A 15,115-nucleotide genomic window follows, 5' to 3' on the forward strand; every position below is an offset into this window, starting at 1 on the left:
ACGATTGTGTGGTTGCCCGGTGGCGGGTGACTGATCCTCGGTAGCTCAATTGGCAGAGCAATCGGCTGTTAACCGATAGGTTCTTGGTTCGAGTCCAAGCCGGGGAGCCATTGAACGAAACCCCCGGTCCCGCCGGGGGTTTTCGCTTTCGCGGCACGGATGCCGGGGCGCGGCGTCCGCACTTCCGAGAAATTTCCTTACGCGGGGCCCACAGCGGCCTCATCCTGGAGCCGTGAACGCCGTCGTCGGAGGCTGGAAGGTGTGGAGCTGGGGCGAGCGCGCGGGCGTGATCGTCCTCGCCGCCTCCGTCCTCCTTCTGGTCTGGGCCGCGTTCCAGTACGGCGGCGGCCAGGACGTCGCCTTCTTCGCCCTCTTCGGTGCGCTCGTCGCGGGCATCACCGGGCTCGGCGTCCAGGTCGCGTCGCGCGAAGCCCGGTTCCGCCGGCAGTCGCGCCCGCGCCGGCGCTGACCCTCAGCGCAGGACGCTGACGTCGCGCCGTTCGAGAGCGGACAGCGTCGTGGCGCCGGCAGCATAGTCGAGCGCGGCGCTCACGCCGGGCCCGACCTCACCCGTCGCGGAGCACAGCGCCCGACCACACCCAGCACCGGCGCTCCTGATCGCCGACCCGGAATCGGATCGCCGCGGCCCGGTCGGTCCACATGCACAGATCCGCATCGACGAGCACCGGCTCGGCGCCGAAGCGCACCCACGCCTGCACCCGGGCAGGGCGCGGATCGGTCGTCACGGGCCTGCGGTCGAGCTCCAGCTCCTCGTTCGTGAGGGACTGCAGGATGCCGCGCGACGCGACCCGCTGCAGGATGCGGTCGTCCATCCGCGCATCGACGCTCGCCGCGTACCGCCTGTTCGCACCCAACCGGCATCCCTCTCTCCGGCCGACTCCGCGATCGTACGCAGAGCGGCGGACATCGGTGTCAGTCGGTGAGGTGGGCCTGTACGGCCTCGTCGCCCGATCCGGTCACGGCGACCACGCGTCCCGCCGTGATGCGCAGGAACAGGAACTCGGCGACGTTCACGTGCCGACGCGTCGGCGGGATGCCGCGCCACACCCCTGCGTGCGTTCCGCCGGCGCGCAGGTGCGCGGCGATCCGATCATCCTCGGCGACCACCTGGATCGTCTTCCACCGCCAGTCCGGGAAGCCGTGGAACAGATCGGCCAGGTCATCGATCCAGGCGTCCGCTCCTGCGGGGAGGTGGGCGCGCCGGACACCCGGATCGAGAAGATCCCGGATCGCCGCCAGATCGTGCCGGTTGCAGGTGTCGACGAAGTCGTCGAACCACCCGTGCAGCTCCCACGGCTCCATGGCGGGACGGTCGTTCAGGCGTCGAGGTCGTCGACGCCCGGCATCCAGCTCTGTCCGGGCTTGCCCCAGCCGCGCTTGCGAGCGATCTTCTGGGTGGTCTTCCAGTCGGAGTCCGACAGGCGGTCGATGTAGAGGATGCCGTTGAGGTGGTCGAACTCGTGCTGCATGATGCGTGCGCGCCACCCCTCGACGCGGATCTCGACCGGAGCCCCGTCGAGGTCCGTGCCCGTCACCAGGACCGAGTCGGCCCGGCGCAGAGGGAACCGCTCGCCCGGGAAGGACAGGCACCCCTCGGACTCGTCGTCGGGGTCGGGGGAGCCGGGCTCGGGTGGCGTCATCCAGAGTTCCGGGTTGATGAGGACACCCCGCCACGGCTGCCCGTCGTCGTCCTGATACGAGTACGTGTAGATACGGAGCCCGACGCCGACCTGCGGGGCGGCGAGGCCGACACCCGGTGCCGTGTCCATCGTCTCGAACATGTCGGCGACGAGCGTGCGGATGTCGTCGGTCACCTCGTCGACGAAAGCGGCGACGGAATGGAGGACGGGATCGCCCATGATGCGAATCGGAAGTACGGCCACGTCAGAAGCCTAACGAGGCTCGCGCCCGGTATCGTCGAGGCGTGATTCTCCCCGGGACGCCGATCGACGACCTGACCGACGAGCTCGTCGGCGTCTTCGGGAACCCGGCGATTCTCATCGGCATCCCGCTCGCGATCATCGGCGCGGTGTTCATGTCGTTCGGTGCGCAGTATCAGCACCGCGGCGTGCAGAAGGTCGAGCAGCTCACCGCGCAGGCGGGTGTCTCCGGCCTGACCGGCGGTCAGCTCCTGCGGTTGCTGCGCCGTCCGTCGTGGGTCCTCGGGACCGTCATGCTGGGCCTCGCGATCCTCTGCCAGCTCGCGGCGCTGTCCTTCGCGCCGCTGATCCTCGTACAGCCGATCGGCGCGATCTCGCTCGTCATCACCACGCTGCTCAACGCGCGGGTCAGCGGACACAAGCCGACGCGACGCTCGATCACCTCGATCGCCCTGTGCGTCGGCGGCATCTTCATCTTCGTGACGGTCGCCGCGCTGTACGCGACCGAGCGCCCGATCAGCGACCCGCAGCTGCTGACGGTCCTCTGGATCCTCCTCGGCGTCGTCGTCGTGCTGGGCGTCCTGTGGGTGACCCTCCGCAAGCGGATGCGGGCCCTGTTCTACATCGTCGCGGCCGGCATCGTCTATGGCTTCGTCGCGACCCTCGCGAAGGTCGTCCTCAACCGCATCGCCAACGGCGACTTCGAGTGGCTGACGGTCCTGTGCATCGTCGCGCTGCTCGCCGGAACGGCGATGGGCGCCTACTTCGTCCAGACGGCGTACTCGTCGGGCCCGCCGGACCTCGTCATCGCCGGACTCACGGTGATCGACCCGATCGTCGCGATCGTCATCGGCCTCGCCGTCCTCGACGAGGCGAGCGGTGCCCCGTTCTGGGCGTACATCGGGTTCAGCGTGGCGGGCGCGCTCGCGATCGTCGGCGTCTTCCAGCTCGCTCGGTACCACCCGCAGGTGATCAGCGACAGCCAGGAGATCCCGATCTCCCGCGGCAGCACCGAGTTCACCGACGGCAAGAAGCCCACGACGGGATCGATCCGGATCACCGAGACCGTCGCGAAGGTCTGGCCGGATCCGCCCGTCAAGGACGAGGAACGACCGAAACGATAGGCTCGTCCTCACAGGGGGCGGTGGCCAAGCTGGTCAAGGCAGCGGGCTCATAACCCGACGATCGTGGGTTCAAGTCCCACCCGCCCTACCGATCACCGCGTTGCACGGCGCCGTAGGACGGCTGACGCAGCGCCTCGAACCACGCGGGCATCCGCGCGCCGGGGATGAGGCGGCGACCGGCATCCGCCCTCATCACGTCCGGACTGTCGGCCGCCCGCAGGTCGACCAGGGCGAACGGATGCCACGGCTCCGCGGGTGTCGCATGCGAGAGCTCCACCCACCACGCCGTCCGACGCAGCGTGCGGTGCAGCTCGGACAGCCGCGCGGGCAGACGCGGCCCGAGCGAGCGCGCACGCACCATCACGCGGCCCTGATCGCTTTCGTACGGGACGAGCGTGCCGTACACAATCCGCGGGGATGGATCGGGCGTGGATGCCGCACCCGCTGGACGCCGAGGAACACGAGGGCGAATGCGCGGCCGACGACCGCGGATCCTCGCCCCATCAGGGATGCGTGATCGACGGTCCCTGGGGGAAAGGGTTGTCCTCGTCGTCCGACACCTCGCCGCCCGACACTTCGTCGCCGGCTCGGGCCGCGTCGGCCTTGACCTCGTCGCTCGCGGCGTCGGTCGGCAGCGCGTCGTCGGCGTGGGCGTCGTCGGTGTCACGGTGGTGAGGGGTGTTCTCGCTCATGATCTTCCTTCCGTCGAGCGGCCACTATGCCTCTGCACAGGGCAGCGTCCTACGGGGTTGACGGATGACCGGAGCCGTGAGTGTTACACGGTTGTGATTCGGTGTCGACGTAGGCGATAATGGCGGCACAACCGGATAGCCGGCCAGCACTCTCCATCAGGTCGTAGGGGAAGACGTACCTGAACGAAACGGAGAGATCGATGGCCACACCTCAGGCGCGCGGAGTGATCTTCATCCACTCCGCGCCACGCGCGCTGTGCCCCCACCTCGAGTGGGCGGCCGGGCGTGCCCTCGGGCACGCCGTCAACTTCGAGTGGGCGGACCAGCCCGTCCTCGACGGCAGCCGACGTGCGGAGTTCTACTGGGAGGGACCCGCCGGGACCGGCGCCGCCCTGGCGACCGCTATGCGCGGGTGGGAGCACCTGCGTTACGAGGTGAGCGAGGACCCGACGCCGCGCAGCGACGGCGGCCGGTGGCTGCACACGCCGAGCCTCGGCATCCACTACGCCCAGACGGACTCGGCCGGCAACGTCGTCATCGGCGAGGACCGCCTCCGGTACGCCATGGAGATCGCGGGTGGCGACATCACCGAGCTCCAGCGAGAGCTCGACGTCGCGCTCGGCGTCGCCTGGGACGACGAGCTCGAGCCGTTCCGTCACGCCAGCGACGACGCGCCGGTCGTCTGGCTGCACAAGGTCGGCTGAGACGACCCGTCCCGAGCGGACACTCCACGATCGGACAGGTTTTCAGGCGGGGCAGGAGAGCTTCGACCGGCTTCGGACGGCTTCCCGGAGACCGGGGCGGCCTCGGCCCCGCCTGGATAGGACGACAGACGCCCCCGGTGGCTTCCCGGGGGCGTCTGTCGTGTGTCGGATCAGACCGAGCGGAACGCGACGACGGCGTTGTGACCGCCGAAGCCGAACGAGTTGCTGATGGCCAGCTGGTCACCGTCGCCGAGCGGCACCGCGTCGCCGGACAGGCGGAACGGCACGGCCGGGTCCGGCTCCGTGATGTTGATCGTCGGGGGAGCGACACGCTCGCGCAGAGCGAGCACCGTGAACATCGCCTCGAGGGCGCCCGTACCGCCCAGCAGGTGGCCCGTGGAGGCCTTCGTGGCCGAGACCGGCATCTCCTCGACACGGTCGCCGAAGACGGACTTCAGTGCGACGTATTCGTTCGGGTCGCCGACCGGGGTGGAGGTCGCGTGCGCGTTGACGTGGGTCACGTCGTCCGGCGCGGCATCCGCCATCTCCAGGGCGAGACGGACGGCGCGCGCGGCGCCGGTGCCCTCGGGGTCGTTGGCGGTGATGTGGTACGAATCCGCCGTGACGCCGCCGCCGACGAGCTCGGCGTAGATCTTGGCGCCGCGCGCCTTGGCGTGCTCCTCGGTCTCGAGGATCAGCACGGCCGCACCCTCGCCCATGATGAAGCCGTCGCGGTCGATGCTGCCGGGACGGGATGCCGTCTCGGGCGAGTCGTTGCGCCGCGAGAGCGCCTGCATCGAGGCGAACGACGCGATCGTGATGGGGTGGATCGCCGATTCGGTACCGCCGGCGATCACGACGTCGGCGAGGCCCGCGCGCATGTGCTCGAGGGCGTTGACGATCGACTCGGTGCTCGACGCGCAGGCGCTCGCGAAGGTGCGGGCGTAGGCGCGGGCACCGAAGTGCAGCGACAGGTTGCCCGCCGCCGCGTTGGGCATGAGCATGGGCACCGTCATCGGCATGACGCGACGCGGCCCCTTCTCGCGCAGGGTGTCCCAGGCATCGAGGAGCGTCCACACGCCGCCGATGCCCGTGGCGAACTCGACGCCGAGGCGCTCAGGGTCGACCTCGGGCGAACCCGCGTCCTCCCAGGCCTCCTTGGCGGCGACCATCGCGAGCTGCGACGACGGGTCGAGCCGCTTGGCGACGGGGCGTTCCAGCACCGTGTCGGGGCGCACCTTCGCCTCGGCGGCGAACGTGACGGGCAGCTGGTACTGCTCGACCCACTCGTGCTCGAGGGTGCGCGCGCCGGACTCTCCGGCGAGGAGGGCGTCCCAGCTCTCGCCGGCGGTTCCGCCGATGGGGGAGGTCGCACCGATGCCGGTGACGAAGATTCGCTTGTTGCTCATGGTTCCCTCGTGCTGCTCCGGTGGGGGCGAACCCCCACCGGACGCGCGGATCAGGCCTGGTTGGACGAGATGTAGGTGACGGCGTCGCCGACGGTCTTGAGGTTCTTGACCTCGTCGTCGGGGATGGTGACGCCGAACTTCTCCTCGGCGTTGACGACGATCGTCATCATCGAGATCGAGTCGATGTCGAGGTCGTCGGTGAACGACTTCTCGAGGGCGACCTCGTCGGACGAGATTCCGGTCTCGTCGGTGATGAGCTCGGCCAGGCCGGCGAGGACCTCGTCGTTGGTGAATGCCATGGGATTTCTCCTTCTGTGGGAATCGGGCCCAGCCGGGCCGGTAGTCAGTTTAGGTGGGGGAGTGCCGTCGTCACGGGAGGACGACGACCTGGGCGCCGAACACGAGTCCGGCTCCGAATCCGATCTGCAGGGCGAGGCCGCCGCTGAGTTCGGGGTGCTCTTCGAGCAGACGGTGCGTCGCCAGCGGAATGGATGCCGCGGAGGTGTTGCCCGTCGTCTCGATGTCTCGACCGATCACGACGGACTCGGGCAGCTTCAGCTGTTTGGCGAACTCGTCGATGATGCGCATGTTGGCCTGGTGCGGCACGAAGGCGGCCAGGTCGTCGGGGGTGATCCCGGCGGCTTCGATGGCCTGCCGTGCGACCTTGACCATCTCCCAGACGGCCCAGCGGAACACCGTCGGGCCCTCCTGACGGAGGGTGGGCCAGGGGGCGAGGCCGTCGCGGAACTCGGTCAGCGTGTGGTTCATGCCCACGGCATCCGCCTTCGAGCCGTCCGAGCCCCAGACGGTCGGACCGATGCCCGGAGTCTCACTCGGTCCGACGACGACCGCGCCCGCGCCGTCGCCCAGGAGGAACGAGATGGAGCGGTCGGTGGGGTCCACGACGTCGCTGAGCTTCTCGGTACCGATGACGACCGCGTAGTGGGCGGCGCCGGCGCGGATGAGGGCATCGGCCTGGGCGACCCCGTAGGCGAAGCCGGCGCAGGCGGCATTGAGATCGTAGGCGGCCGCCGGGTTCGCGCCCACGCGGTCGGCGACGATCGCCGAGACCGACGGCGTCTGCTTCGGGTTCGAGATCGTCGCGACGATGACGGCGTCGATCTTGTCGGCCGGGATGCCGGAGCGTTCGATCGCCTCGGCGGCGGCGTCGGCGGCGAGATCGATCGCCGAGGTGTCGGCATCTGCCCTCACGCGGGTGATGATCCCGGTGCGCTGACGGATCCACTCGTCGCTGGAGTCGATCGGTTCGATCAGGTCCTCGTTCGGGACGGCGTTCTGACCGCGCGCCGCACCGTAGGAGTAGATGCGGGTGTGGGCGGCGCCGGTCGGCTGGATCAGCTGGGGGGTCATGCGTTCTCTCCGGTCAGGAGGGCGTTCGCGGCGGCGAGGTCCTCGGGCGTCTTCACCGCAACAGACGGTACGCCGCGCAGCCCGCGCTTGGCGAGTCCGACGAGCGTGCCCGCCGGTGCGAGCTCGATGATCCCGGTCACGCCGTTGTCGGCGAACGAAGCCATGCACAGGTCCCAGCGGACGGGGTTCGCGACCTGCGCGACGAGCAGATCCAGTGCGGCGCGGCCGTCGGTGACGGTGCCGCCGTCGCGGTTGCTCCAGAGCGTGAGAGAGGGGTCGGATGCCGAGACGTCGGCCGCAGCCGACCGCAGCGTCTCGACGGCCGGCGCCATGTACCGCGTGTGGAACGCTCCGGCGACCTGCAGCGGGATGACGCGGCTGCCGCGCGGCGCCTCGGCGGCGAGCTCCGCGAGGGCGGGCAGCGCGCCGGCGGCGACGATCTGACCGCCGCCGTTGTAGTTGGCGGGGGTGAGGTCGAGCTCCTCGAGGCGGCCGAGCACCGTGGCCTCGTCTCCTCCGACGACGGCGCTCATGCCGGTCTCCTCGAGCGCGGCGGCCTCGGCCATCGCGCGGCCGCGGATGCCCACCAGGCGCATACCGTCCTCCTCGGTGAGGACGCCGGCGGCGACGAGCGCCGCGATTTCGCCCACGGAGTGGCCGGCGACGCCGTCCGGGCGGTGACCGGCGGCGACGAGCGCGCGCCAGGAGAGCAGGCTCGCGGCGACGATGAGGGGCTGGGCGACCTTGGTGTCGCGGATGCGGTCGGCATCCCACTCGGTTCCGGCGGCGACGAGGTCGACCTCGGCGAACGCGGAGTACTGCTCGAGCAGCTCGCGGGTGCCTTCGGTGTCGAGCCACGGGGTGAGGAACCCGGGGGTCTGCGAACCCTGGCCCGGGAAGACGGCGATGATCACGGTTTCCATCCTTGCAAGTTCGGGTCGGACGTGCTGTCGGTCGGCGCACAACAAAGTGCGGATCGTTTGTCTGTGTCGTACAGGATCAGCCGCGGCGCGCCGGGCGTCGGCGGGTCACCTCGGCGCCGATCGAGCCGAGGATCAGCGCCGTCTGGAGGATGAGCGCCTCACGGGGACCGGTGGCATCCCACCCGATCACGTCCGACACCCGCTTCAGGCGGTACCGCACCGTGTTGGGGTGGACGAAGAGCTCGCGGGCCGTCGCTTCGAGCGAGCGGCCGTTGTCGAGGTAGCTCCACAGGGTCGTGACGAGGTCCGTCGAGTGCGCCTGCAGCGGTCGGTAGATCTTGTCGATGAGGGCAGCCTTCGCGAGGGGGTCACCGGCGAGGGCGCGTTCGGGCAGCAGGTCGTCGGCGTCGACCGGCCGCGGCGCGTGACGCCAGGACTTCGCCACCGCGAAGCCGGCGAGCGCGGCACGCGCGCTGATGCCGGCATCCAACAGGGCGGGCGCCGTCGGGCCCAACACGAGATGACCGCTCCCGAACCCCGGCTCGAGACGCGTCGCGATCTCGGTGAACGGGAGCTCCTCGGCATCCTCCCGGCCCGTCTGGTCGGCCCGCCCGATGACGAGCACCAGGCGCGAACCCTGCACGCCGATGAGGACGTCGACGCCGAGCTTGCGGGCCGTCCGACGCACCTGGTCGACGTCCAGCTGAGGCGGTGTCGTCCCCACCAGGACGGCGACCTCGCCGTGACCGTGCCAGCCGAGCGCCGCGATGCGGCTCGGCAGCTCCTCGTCGGCCTCGCCCGTCAGGATCGAGTCGACGACGAGCGCCTCGAGGCGGGCATCCCACAGTCCGCGCGCCTCGGCCGCGCGGGCGTACACGTCCGCAGCGGCGAAGGCGACCTCGCGCGAGTACAGCAGGATGCTCTCGCGCAGCCCGTTGCCGCGCCCCGCGACGCGCTCCTCGGTCGTCTCCACCGTCACGCGGATCAGCTGGAGCGTCTGGGTCAGGCTGATGCTCCGCAGCAGCTCGCGGGGAGCGGACGCGAAGACGTCCGCTGCGATCCACGGCGTCGAGTTCGGGTCGTCGTACCAGTCGACGAACGACGAGATCCCCGACTGCGCGACGAGACCGACCGCCGACCGCCGCCCGGGGGGCATCTCGGCGTACCACGGCAGGGACTCTTCGAGCCTGCGCAGTGTGGTGCTCGCGAGATCACCCGAGATGCGACGGAGCCACGCCAGTGTCTCCGCCTTCTCCTGGGCGGTCGGCCGTTCGGTCATCGCGCGGGTCAGGCTTCGCCGCCCGCGTTGCCGGAGGTGCCGGCGTTGACATCGTGCAGACGGTACTTCTCGATCGCCTGAGCCGACAGGCCGCGGTCGACGACGCCGTCCTCGGCCAGGGCCTGCAGCGTGCGCACGACGATCGACGGGCCGTCGATCTTGAACTGGCGACGGGCCGCGGCGCGCGTGTCCGAGAAGCCGAAGCCGTCGGCACCGAGCGTCGCGTACCGGCGGGGGATCCACTGGCGGATCTGGTCCTGCACGGCGTGCATGAAGTCGCTGACGGCGACGATCGGCCCCTCGGAGTCGCTCAGCTTCTCGGTGACGTAGGCCGTCTTGGGCTCTTCGGTCGGGTGCAGGAAGTTGTGCTCGTCCGCCGCCAGACCGTCACGACGCAGTTCGGTCCAGCTGGTGACCGACCAGACGTCGGCGCTCACACCCCAGTCCTTCTGCAGCAGCTCCTGCGCCTCGAGCGCCCACGGCAGACCCACGCCCGAGGCGAGGATCTGGGCACGGTGGCCCTCACCCGACCCGGTCGCGACGCGGTGGATGCCGCGGATGATGCCGTCGACGTCGACATCCTCCGGCTCCTTCGGCTGGACGATCGGCTCGTTGTAGACCGTGATGTAGTACATGACGTTCGGGTCCTCGTGCTCCCCGCCGTACATGCGCTCGAGACCCGACTGCACGATGTGCGCGATCTCGTAGCCGTAGGCCGGGTCGTAGGAGACCGTCGCCGGGTTGGTCGAGGCGAGCAGGTGCGAGTGGCCGTCGGCGTGCTGCAGGCCTTCACCGGTCAGCGTGGTCCGTCCGGCGGTGGCGCCGATGATGAAGCCGCGCGCCATCTGGTCGCCTGCCGCCCACTGGGCGTCGCCCGTGCGCTGGAAGCCGAACATCGAGTAGAAGACGTAGACCGGGATGAGCGGTTCGCCGTGCGTCGCGTAGGAGGTGCCGACACCCGTGAAGGCGGCGACGGCGCCGGCCTCGTTGATGCCGACGTGCATGATCTGGCCCTGCGGGCTCTCCTTGTAGGCCAGGAGCAGCTCGCGGTCGACGGACGTGTAGTTCTGTCCGTTCGGGTTGTAGATCTTCGCGGTCGGGAAGTAGGCGTCCATACCGAACGTGCGCGCCTCGTCGGGGATGATCGGCACGATGCGGTGGCCGAAGTCCTTCGTGCGCAGCAGGTCCTTGAGCAGGCGGACGAACGCCATCGTGGTGGCGACCTCCTGCGTGCCCGAGCCCTTCTTCGGCAGCGCGTAGACGCTGTCGTCGGGAAGGCTGATCGCGGTGTGCGTGCTGCGACGCTGCGGGAGCGTGCCGCCCAGCGCGCGACGGCGCTCGACCATGTACTCGATGGTCTCGTCGCCCTCACCCGGGTGGTAGTACGGCGGCTCGTACGGGTTCTCCTCCAACTGCGCGTCCGTCAGCGGGATGTGCATCTGGTCGCGGAAGAGCTTCAGGTCGTCGAGGGTCATCTTCTTCATCTGGTGCGTCGCGTTGCGCCCCTCGAAGTGCGGACCGAGGCCGTATCCCTTGACCGTCTTGGCGAGGATGACGGTGGGCTGGCCCTTGTGCTCGACGGCGGCCTTGTACGCCGCGAAGACCTTGCGGTAGTCGTGCCCACCGCGCTTGAGGTTCCAGATCTGCTCGTCGGAGTAGTCCTTGACGAGGGCGGCGGCGCGCTCGTCGCGGCCGAAGAAGTGCTCGCGGACGTACGCGCCGTTCTCGGCCTTGTACGTCTGGAAGTCACCGTCGGGGGTGCTGTTCATGAGGTTCAGCAGCGCGCCGTCGATGTCGCGGGAGAGCAGGTCGTCCCACTCGCGGCCCCAGACGACCTTGATGACGTTCCAGCCGGCGCCGCGGAAGAAGCTTTCGAGCTCCTGCACGATCTTGCCGTTGCCGCGCACCGGGCCGTCGAGTCGCTGCAGGTTGCAGTTGACGACGAAGGTGAGGTTGTCGAGGCCTTCGTTCGCCGCGACCTGCAGCTGACCGCGGCTCTCGACCTCGTCCATCTCGCCGTCGCCGAGGAAGGCCCAGACGTGCGAGTCGGAGAGGTCCTTGATCCCGCGGTTGGTGAGGTACTTGTTCGTCATCGCCTGGTAGATGGCGTTGATCGGACCGAGACCCATCGACACGGTCGGGAACTGCCAATAGTCCGGCATGAGGCGCGGGTGCGGGTACGACGGCAGACCGTGGGGGGCAGCGGATGCCTCCTGGCGGAAGCCGTCGAGCTGCTGGCTCGTGAGTCCGCCCTCGAGGAAGGAGCGGGCGTACATACCGGGGGAGGCGTGGCCCTGGAAGAAGACCTGGTCGCCGCCGCTGGAGTGGTCGGGGCCGCGGAAGAAGTGGTTGAAACCGACTTCGTAGAGGGCCGCCGACGAGGCGTAGGTCGAGATGTGACCGCCGACGCCGATGCCGGGACGCTGAGCGCGGTGCACCGTCAACGCGGCGTTCCAGCGGATCCAGCGGCGGTAGCGACGCTCGATCTCTTCGTCACCGGGGAACTCGGGCTCGCTGTCTGCCGGGATCGTGTTGATGTAGTCCGTGGTGGGGACCTGCGGGACATTCAGGTGCAGCTCGCGCGAGCTCTGCAGCAGGCTCAGCATGATCTCGCGGCCGCGGCCGGCGCCCCGGGCGTCGACGAGCTGGCGCAGGGATTCCTGCCACTCCGACGTCTCTTCCGGGTCGCTGTCCTGCGGGCCCTGCGAGTACGGATCCTGATCGTTGACAGTCACAAGAGGCCTTTCGTCGCCTGGCAGATCGTGCCAGGAAGGAGGGTACGAGCGAGGGCGCGCTTGTTCGCCGCGCACAACTCGCTTGTCCTCAGCCTACCCATTGCGCCCGGCGGCGTTCGCCGTTCGAGACGGCGAGATGAGACAGCGGAGGGCGGATGCCGGGAGTGGGCCCTGCCGGGATCGAACCGACGACATCCACGGTGTAAACGTGGCGCTCTACCAGCTGAGCTAAAGGCCCTGACGGACCGAGTCTACGGGTGGGAGCCGCAGGCCCGGGGCATCATCACCGCGCGGTGGGCGCGGTGGACAGGTCGCCGCCCTTCGCCAGTCGCGAGTGCCGGCGCGAGTACGCGAAGTAGATGACGAAGCCGAGCGCGAGCCAGATGAGGAAGCGCAGCCAGGTCTCGACCGTGAGGTTCAGCGTCAGGTGGTCCCACCCGGGGCACGACATGCTCGCGCGTCGCGGCATCCCGCTCGTAGCCGACGCCCCGGCGGTCCGTCGGCCGAGGGTAGGTTGGAGGGCGTGAAAGCCAGCTTCGCCGACCAGCGCCGCCTCCTCGATCTCGCCGACGCGGACCTCGCCGCGCAGCAGGCGGATCACGCTCGCCGCAACCCCGCGCAGGCCGCCCGCGTGAAGGAGCTGCTCGCCGAGCGCGCGACGCACTCGGCCGAGCTCACCCGTCGACTCGGTGCCCGTGACGACGCGAAGGCGGAGCTCGCCCGCATCCAGTCCGACGTCGCCGTCGTCGACGCCCGGACCGCCCGCGACAACGAGCGGCTCGCGTCGACGTCGAGCGCGAAGGACGCGCAGGGGCTCGAGCACGAGATCGCCTCGCTCGCCAAGCGCAAGTCCGACCTCGAGGACGCCGAGCTCGAGGTCATGGAGCGCCTCGAGGAGGCGGAGGCCGCGGTCGCGGCCCAGGAGGCGCTCATCGCCTCGGTCAATGAGGAGGGTGCCCGCCTGAGCGCCGAGGCCAAGGAGGTCGTGGCCGACGCGACCGCCCGCCACGAGGCCGCCACGCGTGACCGCGCCGCGATCGCGGCGAGCCTGCCGGCCGACCTGGTCGCGATGTACGACCGCCTCGCGGCGCGGGGCGTCGGCGCCGGTCTCCTGCAGCACCGCACCTGCGGCGGGTGCCGCATGGTGCTGTCGGGGACCGACCTGAACACCGTCCGCGCGGCGGCCGAGGACGACGTCGTCACGTGTCCCGAGTGCGGCTGCATCCTCGTCCGCGGCGAGGACTCCGGGCTCTGACCGTCCCGGGCGCCTCCGCCGGGGACGCCGTCCCCTGGATCGTGGTGGGGGCCATCGGCGACGGTGTCGCCCTCGTCCCCGTCGCCGCCGACGGATCACGCGGCGACACGACCCGCCTCGACAGGCGCGACTTCGCCGATAGGGTGCGGCGCACGGAGGGCACCACCCGCTGGGTGTGGAGCGACACGACCGCCTGGTACCCGGCCCTCCTCGCGGGAGGCGTCCGCGTCGCGCGGTGTCACGACCTGCGCCTCGCGCACGCGATCCTGCGCGACAGCGCGCGTGCGGTGGCAGCGGACCGCCTGCGCTCTGCGACGGAGTGGGATGCCGCGGCATCCGTCGTCGATGACGGCCCGAGCGCGCTCTTCGACATCGATCCGGGCACGCGCGAGGTGCCCCGCGACCTGGACTCGGCCCTGGCGGAGTTCGAACGTCAGCGCGAGGTGATCGCCGCAAGCGCGGCGGGGCTGCGCCTGCTGGTGGCGGCGGAATCGGTCGGTGCCCTCGTCGCGACCGAGATGCACGCGGCGGGCGTGCCCTGGGACGCGGAGGTGCACGACGGGATCCTGACCGGGATGCTGGGGCCCCGGGAACCCGCCGGACGCCTGCCCGGGCGCATCGAGGCGCTCGGCGCCGAGATCCGTGCGCTCCTCGGCGACCCCGGTGTCAGCCTCGACTCGCAGCCGAAGCTCCTGCGCGCGCTGCACCGCGTGGGGGTCGCGGCGGCGTCGACCAGCAAGTGGGAGCTGCGCGAGTACGACCATCCGGTGATCGCGCCGCTGCTCGAGTACAAGCGCCTCATGCGGCTGTTCACCGCGAACGGGTGGGCCTGGCGCGACGAGTGGGCACCCGACGGCCGGTTCCGCCCGGTGTACGTGCCGGGCGGCGTGGTCACGGGACGGTGGGCGTCGTCCGGGGGAGGTGCACTCCAGATGCCGCGTCAGCTGCGCCCCGCGGTGCGGGCCGACCCCGGGTGGTCGCTCGTGGTCGCCGACGTGGCGCAGCTCGAACCGCGGGTGCTCGCCGCGATGTCGCGGGATGCCGCCCTGGCCGAGAGCGCGCGGGACACCGACCTGTACGAGGGCATCGTCTCGCGCGGCGTCGTGAGCACCCGGTCCGAGGCGAAGTTCGCGCTGCTCGGCGCGATGTACGGCGCGACGACGGGGGACAGCGGGCGACTCGTGCCGGCCCTCCGCCGCGCCTACCCGCGCGCCATGGGGCTCGTCGACGACGCCGCGCGAGTCGGCGAGGAGGGCGGGGTCGTCTCGACGTGGCTCGGGCGCAGCAGCCCGCCGCCGTCGCCGGGCTGGCGAGCGCTGCAGGGGAGCGCGGGGGACCCCGAGGCGACCGAGGCGGACAGGACGCGCGCCCGCCGCGCCGCGCGCGACCGTGGGCGCTTCACGCGCAACTTCGTCGTGCAGGGGACGGCGGCGGAATGGGCCCTCGCGTGGCTGGGCGACCTGCGTGCGCGCCTCGCGGCACTGCCGCTCGTCGACGAAGCGGATTCCGCGCCGCGGTCGGGTCCGCTCCACGCACGGCAGGCGCACCTGGCCTTCTTCCTGCACGACGAGGTCATCGTCCACACGCCCGCCGCGCACGCGGCGCTCGCGGCCGAGGCGGTGTCGCTCGCGGCCGACGCGGCCACGCGCCTGCTCTTCGGCGACATCCCGTTGGACTTCCGCCTCGACCTGCAGGTGCGGGTCGACGCCGCGAAGGAGTGAC

General features: G+C 70.6%; 16 protein-coding genes, 3 tRNA genes and 1 pseudogene. 7 read left to right on the forward strand and 13 right to left on the reverse strand.

All coding sequences use genetic code 11. The features are described from left to right. Positions 1-34 precede the first annotated feature (34 nt). Both Q9S36_RS01405 and Q9S36_RS01410 read left to right on the forward strand, forming a co-directional pair. A tRNA-Asn gene (locus Q9S36_RS01405) sits at positions 35-110 on the forward strand. Positions 111-232: 122 nt separating this feature from the next. Next, positions 233-469 carry a hypothetical protein gene (locus Q9S36_RS01410; protein WP_311283660.1) on the forward strand — a complete coding sequence of 79 codons (237 nt, stop codon included), beginning with the start codon at positions 233-235 and terminating at the stop codon, positions 467-469. Between the two features lie 97 nt (positions 470-566). On the opposite strand, the gene Q9S36_RS01415 is transcribed toward Q9S36_RS01410, so the two are convergent. The 3 genes from Q9S36_RS01415 to def form a co-directional block, all read right to left on the reverse strand. Beyond that, on the reverse strand, positions 567-833 hold the full coding sequence (locus Q9S36_RS01415; RefSeq protein WP_311283661.1) for a hypothetical protein: 267 nt from the start codon (positions 831-833) through the stop codon (positions 567-569). 100 nt (positions 834-933) lie between these two features. Further along, on the reverse strand, positions 934-1,323 hold the full coding sequence (locus tag Q9S36_RS01420; protein WP_311283662.1) for an ester cyclase: 390 nt from the start codon (positions 1,321-1,323) through the stop codon (positions 934-936). A gap of 14 nt (positions 1,324-1,337) precedes the next feature. Beyond that, entirely contained in the window at positions 1,338-1,904 is a 567-nt protein-coding gene (gene def, locus Q9S36_RS01425) for a peptide deformylase (protein ID WP_311283663.1), read from the reverse strand. Positions 1,905-1,945: 41 nt separating this feature from the next. Here def and Q9S36_RS01430 point away from each other — a divergent pair, with 41 nt between their 5' ends. Together Q9S36_RS01430 and Q9S36_RS01435 are read left to right on the forward strand one after the other, a co-directional pair. Continuing rightward, a complete protein-coding gene (locus tag Q9S36_RS01430) occupies positions 1,946-3,025 on the forward strand; it encodes a DMT family transporter (protein WP_311283664.1) in 1,080 nt (359 codons plus the stop codon). 14 nt (positions 3,026-3,039) lie between these two features. After that, positions 3,040-3,113 (forward strand) — tRNA-Ile (locus Q9S36_RS01435). Here the strand turns inward: Q9S36_RS01435 and Q9S36_RS01440 are convergent. Beyond that, positions 3,111-3,389, reverse strand: coding sequence for a hypothetical protein (locus Q9S36_RS01440; RefSeq protein ID WP_311283665.1), 279 nt, complete (start codon positions 3,387-3,389; stop codon positions 3,111-3,113). The two genes, Q9S36_RS01435 and Q9S36_RS01440, sit on opposite strands and share 3 nt — an antisense overlap. Positions 3,390-3,528: 139 nt before the next feature. Continuing rightward, positions 3,529-3,717, reverse strand: coding sequence for a hypothetical protein (locus Q9S36_RS01445; RefSeq protein ID WP_311283666.1), 189 nt, complete (start codon positions 3,715-3,717; stop codon positions 3,529-3,531). Between the two features lie 200 nt (positions 3,718-3,917). Between Q9S36_RS01445 and Q9S36_RS01450 the strand changes: the two genes are divergently transcribed. Then, complete coding sequence (locus Q9S36_RS01450; RefSeq protein ID WP_311283667.1) at positions 3,918-4,421, forward strand: DUF3145 domain-containing protein; 504 nt, start codon at positions 3,918-3,920, stop codon at positions 4,419-4,421. Between the two features lie 170 nt (positions 4,422-4,591). Here Q9S36_RS01450 and Q9S36_RS01455 read toward each other — a convergent pair whose 3' ends face one another. From Q9S36_RS01455 to Q9S36_RS01490, 8 genes and pseudogenes are all read right to left on the reverse strand, one after another. After that, positions 4,592-5,830, reverse strand: a complete 1,239-nt coding sequence (locus Q9S36_RS01455; protein ID WP_311283668.1) for a beta-ketoacyl-[acyl-carrier-protein] synthase II — start codon at positions 5,828-5,830, stop codon at positions 4,592-4,594. 50 nt (positions 5,831-5,880) lie between these two features. After that, positions 5,881-6,129, reverse strand: coding sequence for an acyl carrier protein (locus tag Q9S36_RS01460; RefSeq protein WP_036308817.1), 249 nt, complete (start codon positions 6,127-6,129; stop codon positions 5,881-5,883). Between the two features lie 70 nt (positions 6,130-6,199). Continuing rightward, entirely contained in the window at positions 6,200-7,201 is a 1,002-nt protein-coding gene (locus Q9S36_RS01465) for a beta-ketoacyl-ACP synthase III (RefSeq protein WP_311283669.1), read from the reverse strand. After that, positions 7,198-8,115, reverse strand: coding sequence for an ACP S-malonyltransferase (locus Q9S36_RS01470; RefSeq protein ID WP_311283670.1), 918 nt, complete (start codon positions 8,113-8,115; stop codon positions 7,198-7,200). Before Q9S36_RS01470 ends, Q9S36_RS01465 begins: the two co-directional genes overlap by 4 nt. 85 nt (positions 8,116-8,200) lie before the next feature. Beyond that, on the reverse strand, positions 8,201-9,403 hold the full coding sequence (locus tag Q9S36_RS01475) for a helix-turn-helix domain-containing protein (protein WP_311283671.1): 1,203 nt from the start codon (positions 9,401-9,403) through the stop codon (positions 8,201-8,203). Between the two features lie 8 nt (positions 9,404-9,411). After that, the gene (gene aceE / locus Q9S36_RS01480) at positions 9,412-12,138 is read right to left on the reverse strand and encodes a pyruvate dehydrogenase (acetyl-transferring), homodimeric type (protein ID WP_311283672.1); all 2,727 of its coding nucleotides are present in this window, start codon (positions 12,136-12,138) and stop codon (positions 9,412-9,414) included. Positions 12,139-12,303: 165 nt separating this feature from the next. Then, positions 12,304-12,376 (reverse strand) — tRNA-Val (locus tag Q9S36_RS01485). 45 nt (positions 12,377-12,421) lie between these two features. Continuing rightward, a pseudogene (locus Q9S36_RS01490) lies at positions 12,422-12,565 on the reverse strand (amino acid permease C-terminal domain-containing protein); the annotation flags it as partial. Positions 12,566-12,661: 96 nt separating this feature from the next. On the opposite strand from Q9S36_RS01490, the gene Q9S36_RS01495 reads away from it, so the two are divergent. After that, positions 12,662-13,393, forward strand: a complete 732-nt coding sequence (locus tag Q9S36_RS01495) for a zinc ribbon domain-containing protein (protein WP_217531803.1) — start codon at positions 12,662-12,664, stop codon at positions 13,391-13,393. After that, positions 13,351-15,114, forward strand: a complete 1,764-nt coding sequence (locus tag Q9S36_RS01500; RefSeq protein ID WP_311284439.1) for a bifunctional 3'-5' exonuclease/DNA polymerase — start codon at positions 13,351-13,353, stop codon at positions 15,112-15,114. Before Q9S36_RS01495 ends, Q9S36_RS01500 begins: the two co-directional genes overlap by 43 nt. The last annotated feature ends 1 nt before the right edge of the window (position 15,115 follow it).

The organism is Microbacterium sp. ARD31 (assembly GCF_031844425.1).

Excerpts from the sequence above, each read along its gene's own strand:
- Q9S36_RS01415 (WP_311283661.1), bottom strand. The coding sequence starts at position 833 with ATGGACGACCGCATCCTGCAGCGGGTCGCGTCGCGCGGCATCCTGCAG.
- Q9S36_RS01420 (WP_311283662.1), bottom strand. The coding sequence starts at position 1,323 with ATGGAGCCGTGGGAGCTGCACGGGTGGTTCGACGACTTCGTCGACACC.
- Q9S36_RS01445 (WP_311283666.1), bottom strand. The coding sequence starts at position 3,717 with ATGAGCGAGAACACCCCTCACCACCGTGACACCGACGACGCCCACGCC.
- Q9S36_RS01450 (WP_311283667.1), top strand. The coding sequence starts at position 3,918 with ATGGCCACACCTCAGGCGCGCGGAGTGATCTTCATCCACTCCGCGCCA.
- Q9S36_RS01455 (WP_311283668.1), bottom strand. The coding sequence starts at position 5,830 with ATGAGCAACAAGCGAATCTTCGTCACCGGCATCGGTGCGACCTCCCCC.
- Q9S36_RS01460 (WP_036308817.1), bottom strand. The coding sequence starts at position 6,129 with ATGGCATTCACCAACGACGAGGTCCTCGCCGGCCTGGCCGAGCTCATC.
- Q9S36_RS01465 (WP_311283669.1), bottom strand. The coding sequence starts at position 7,201 with ATGACCCCCCAGCTGATCCAGCCGACCGGCGCCGCCCACACCCGCATC.
- Q9S36_RS01475 (WP_311283671.1), bottom strand. The coding sequence starts at position 9,403 with ATGACCGAACGGCCGACCGCCCAGGAGAAGGCGGAGACACTGGCGTGG.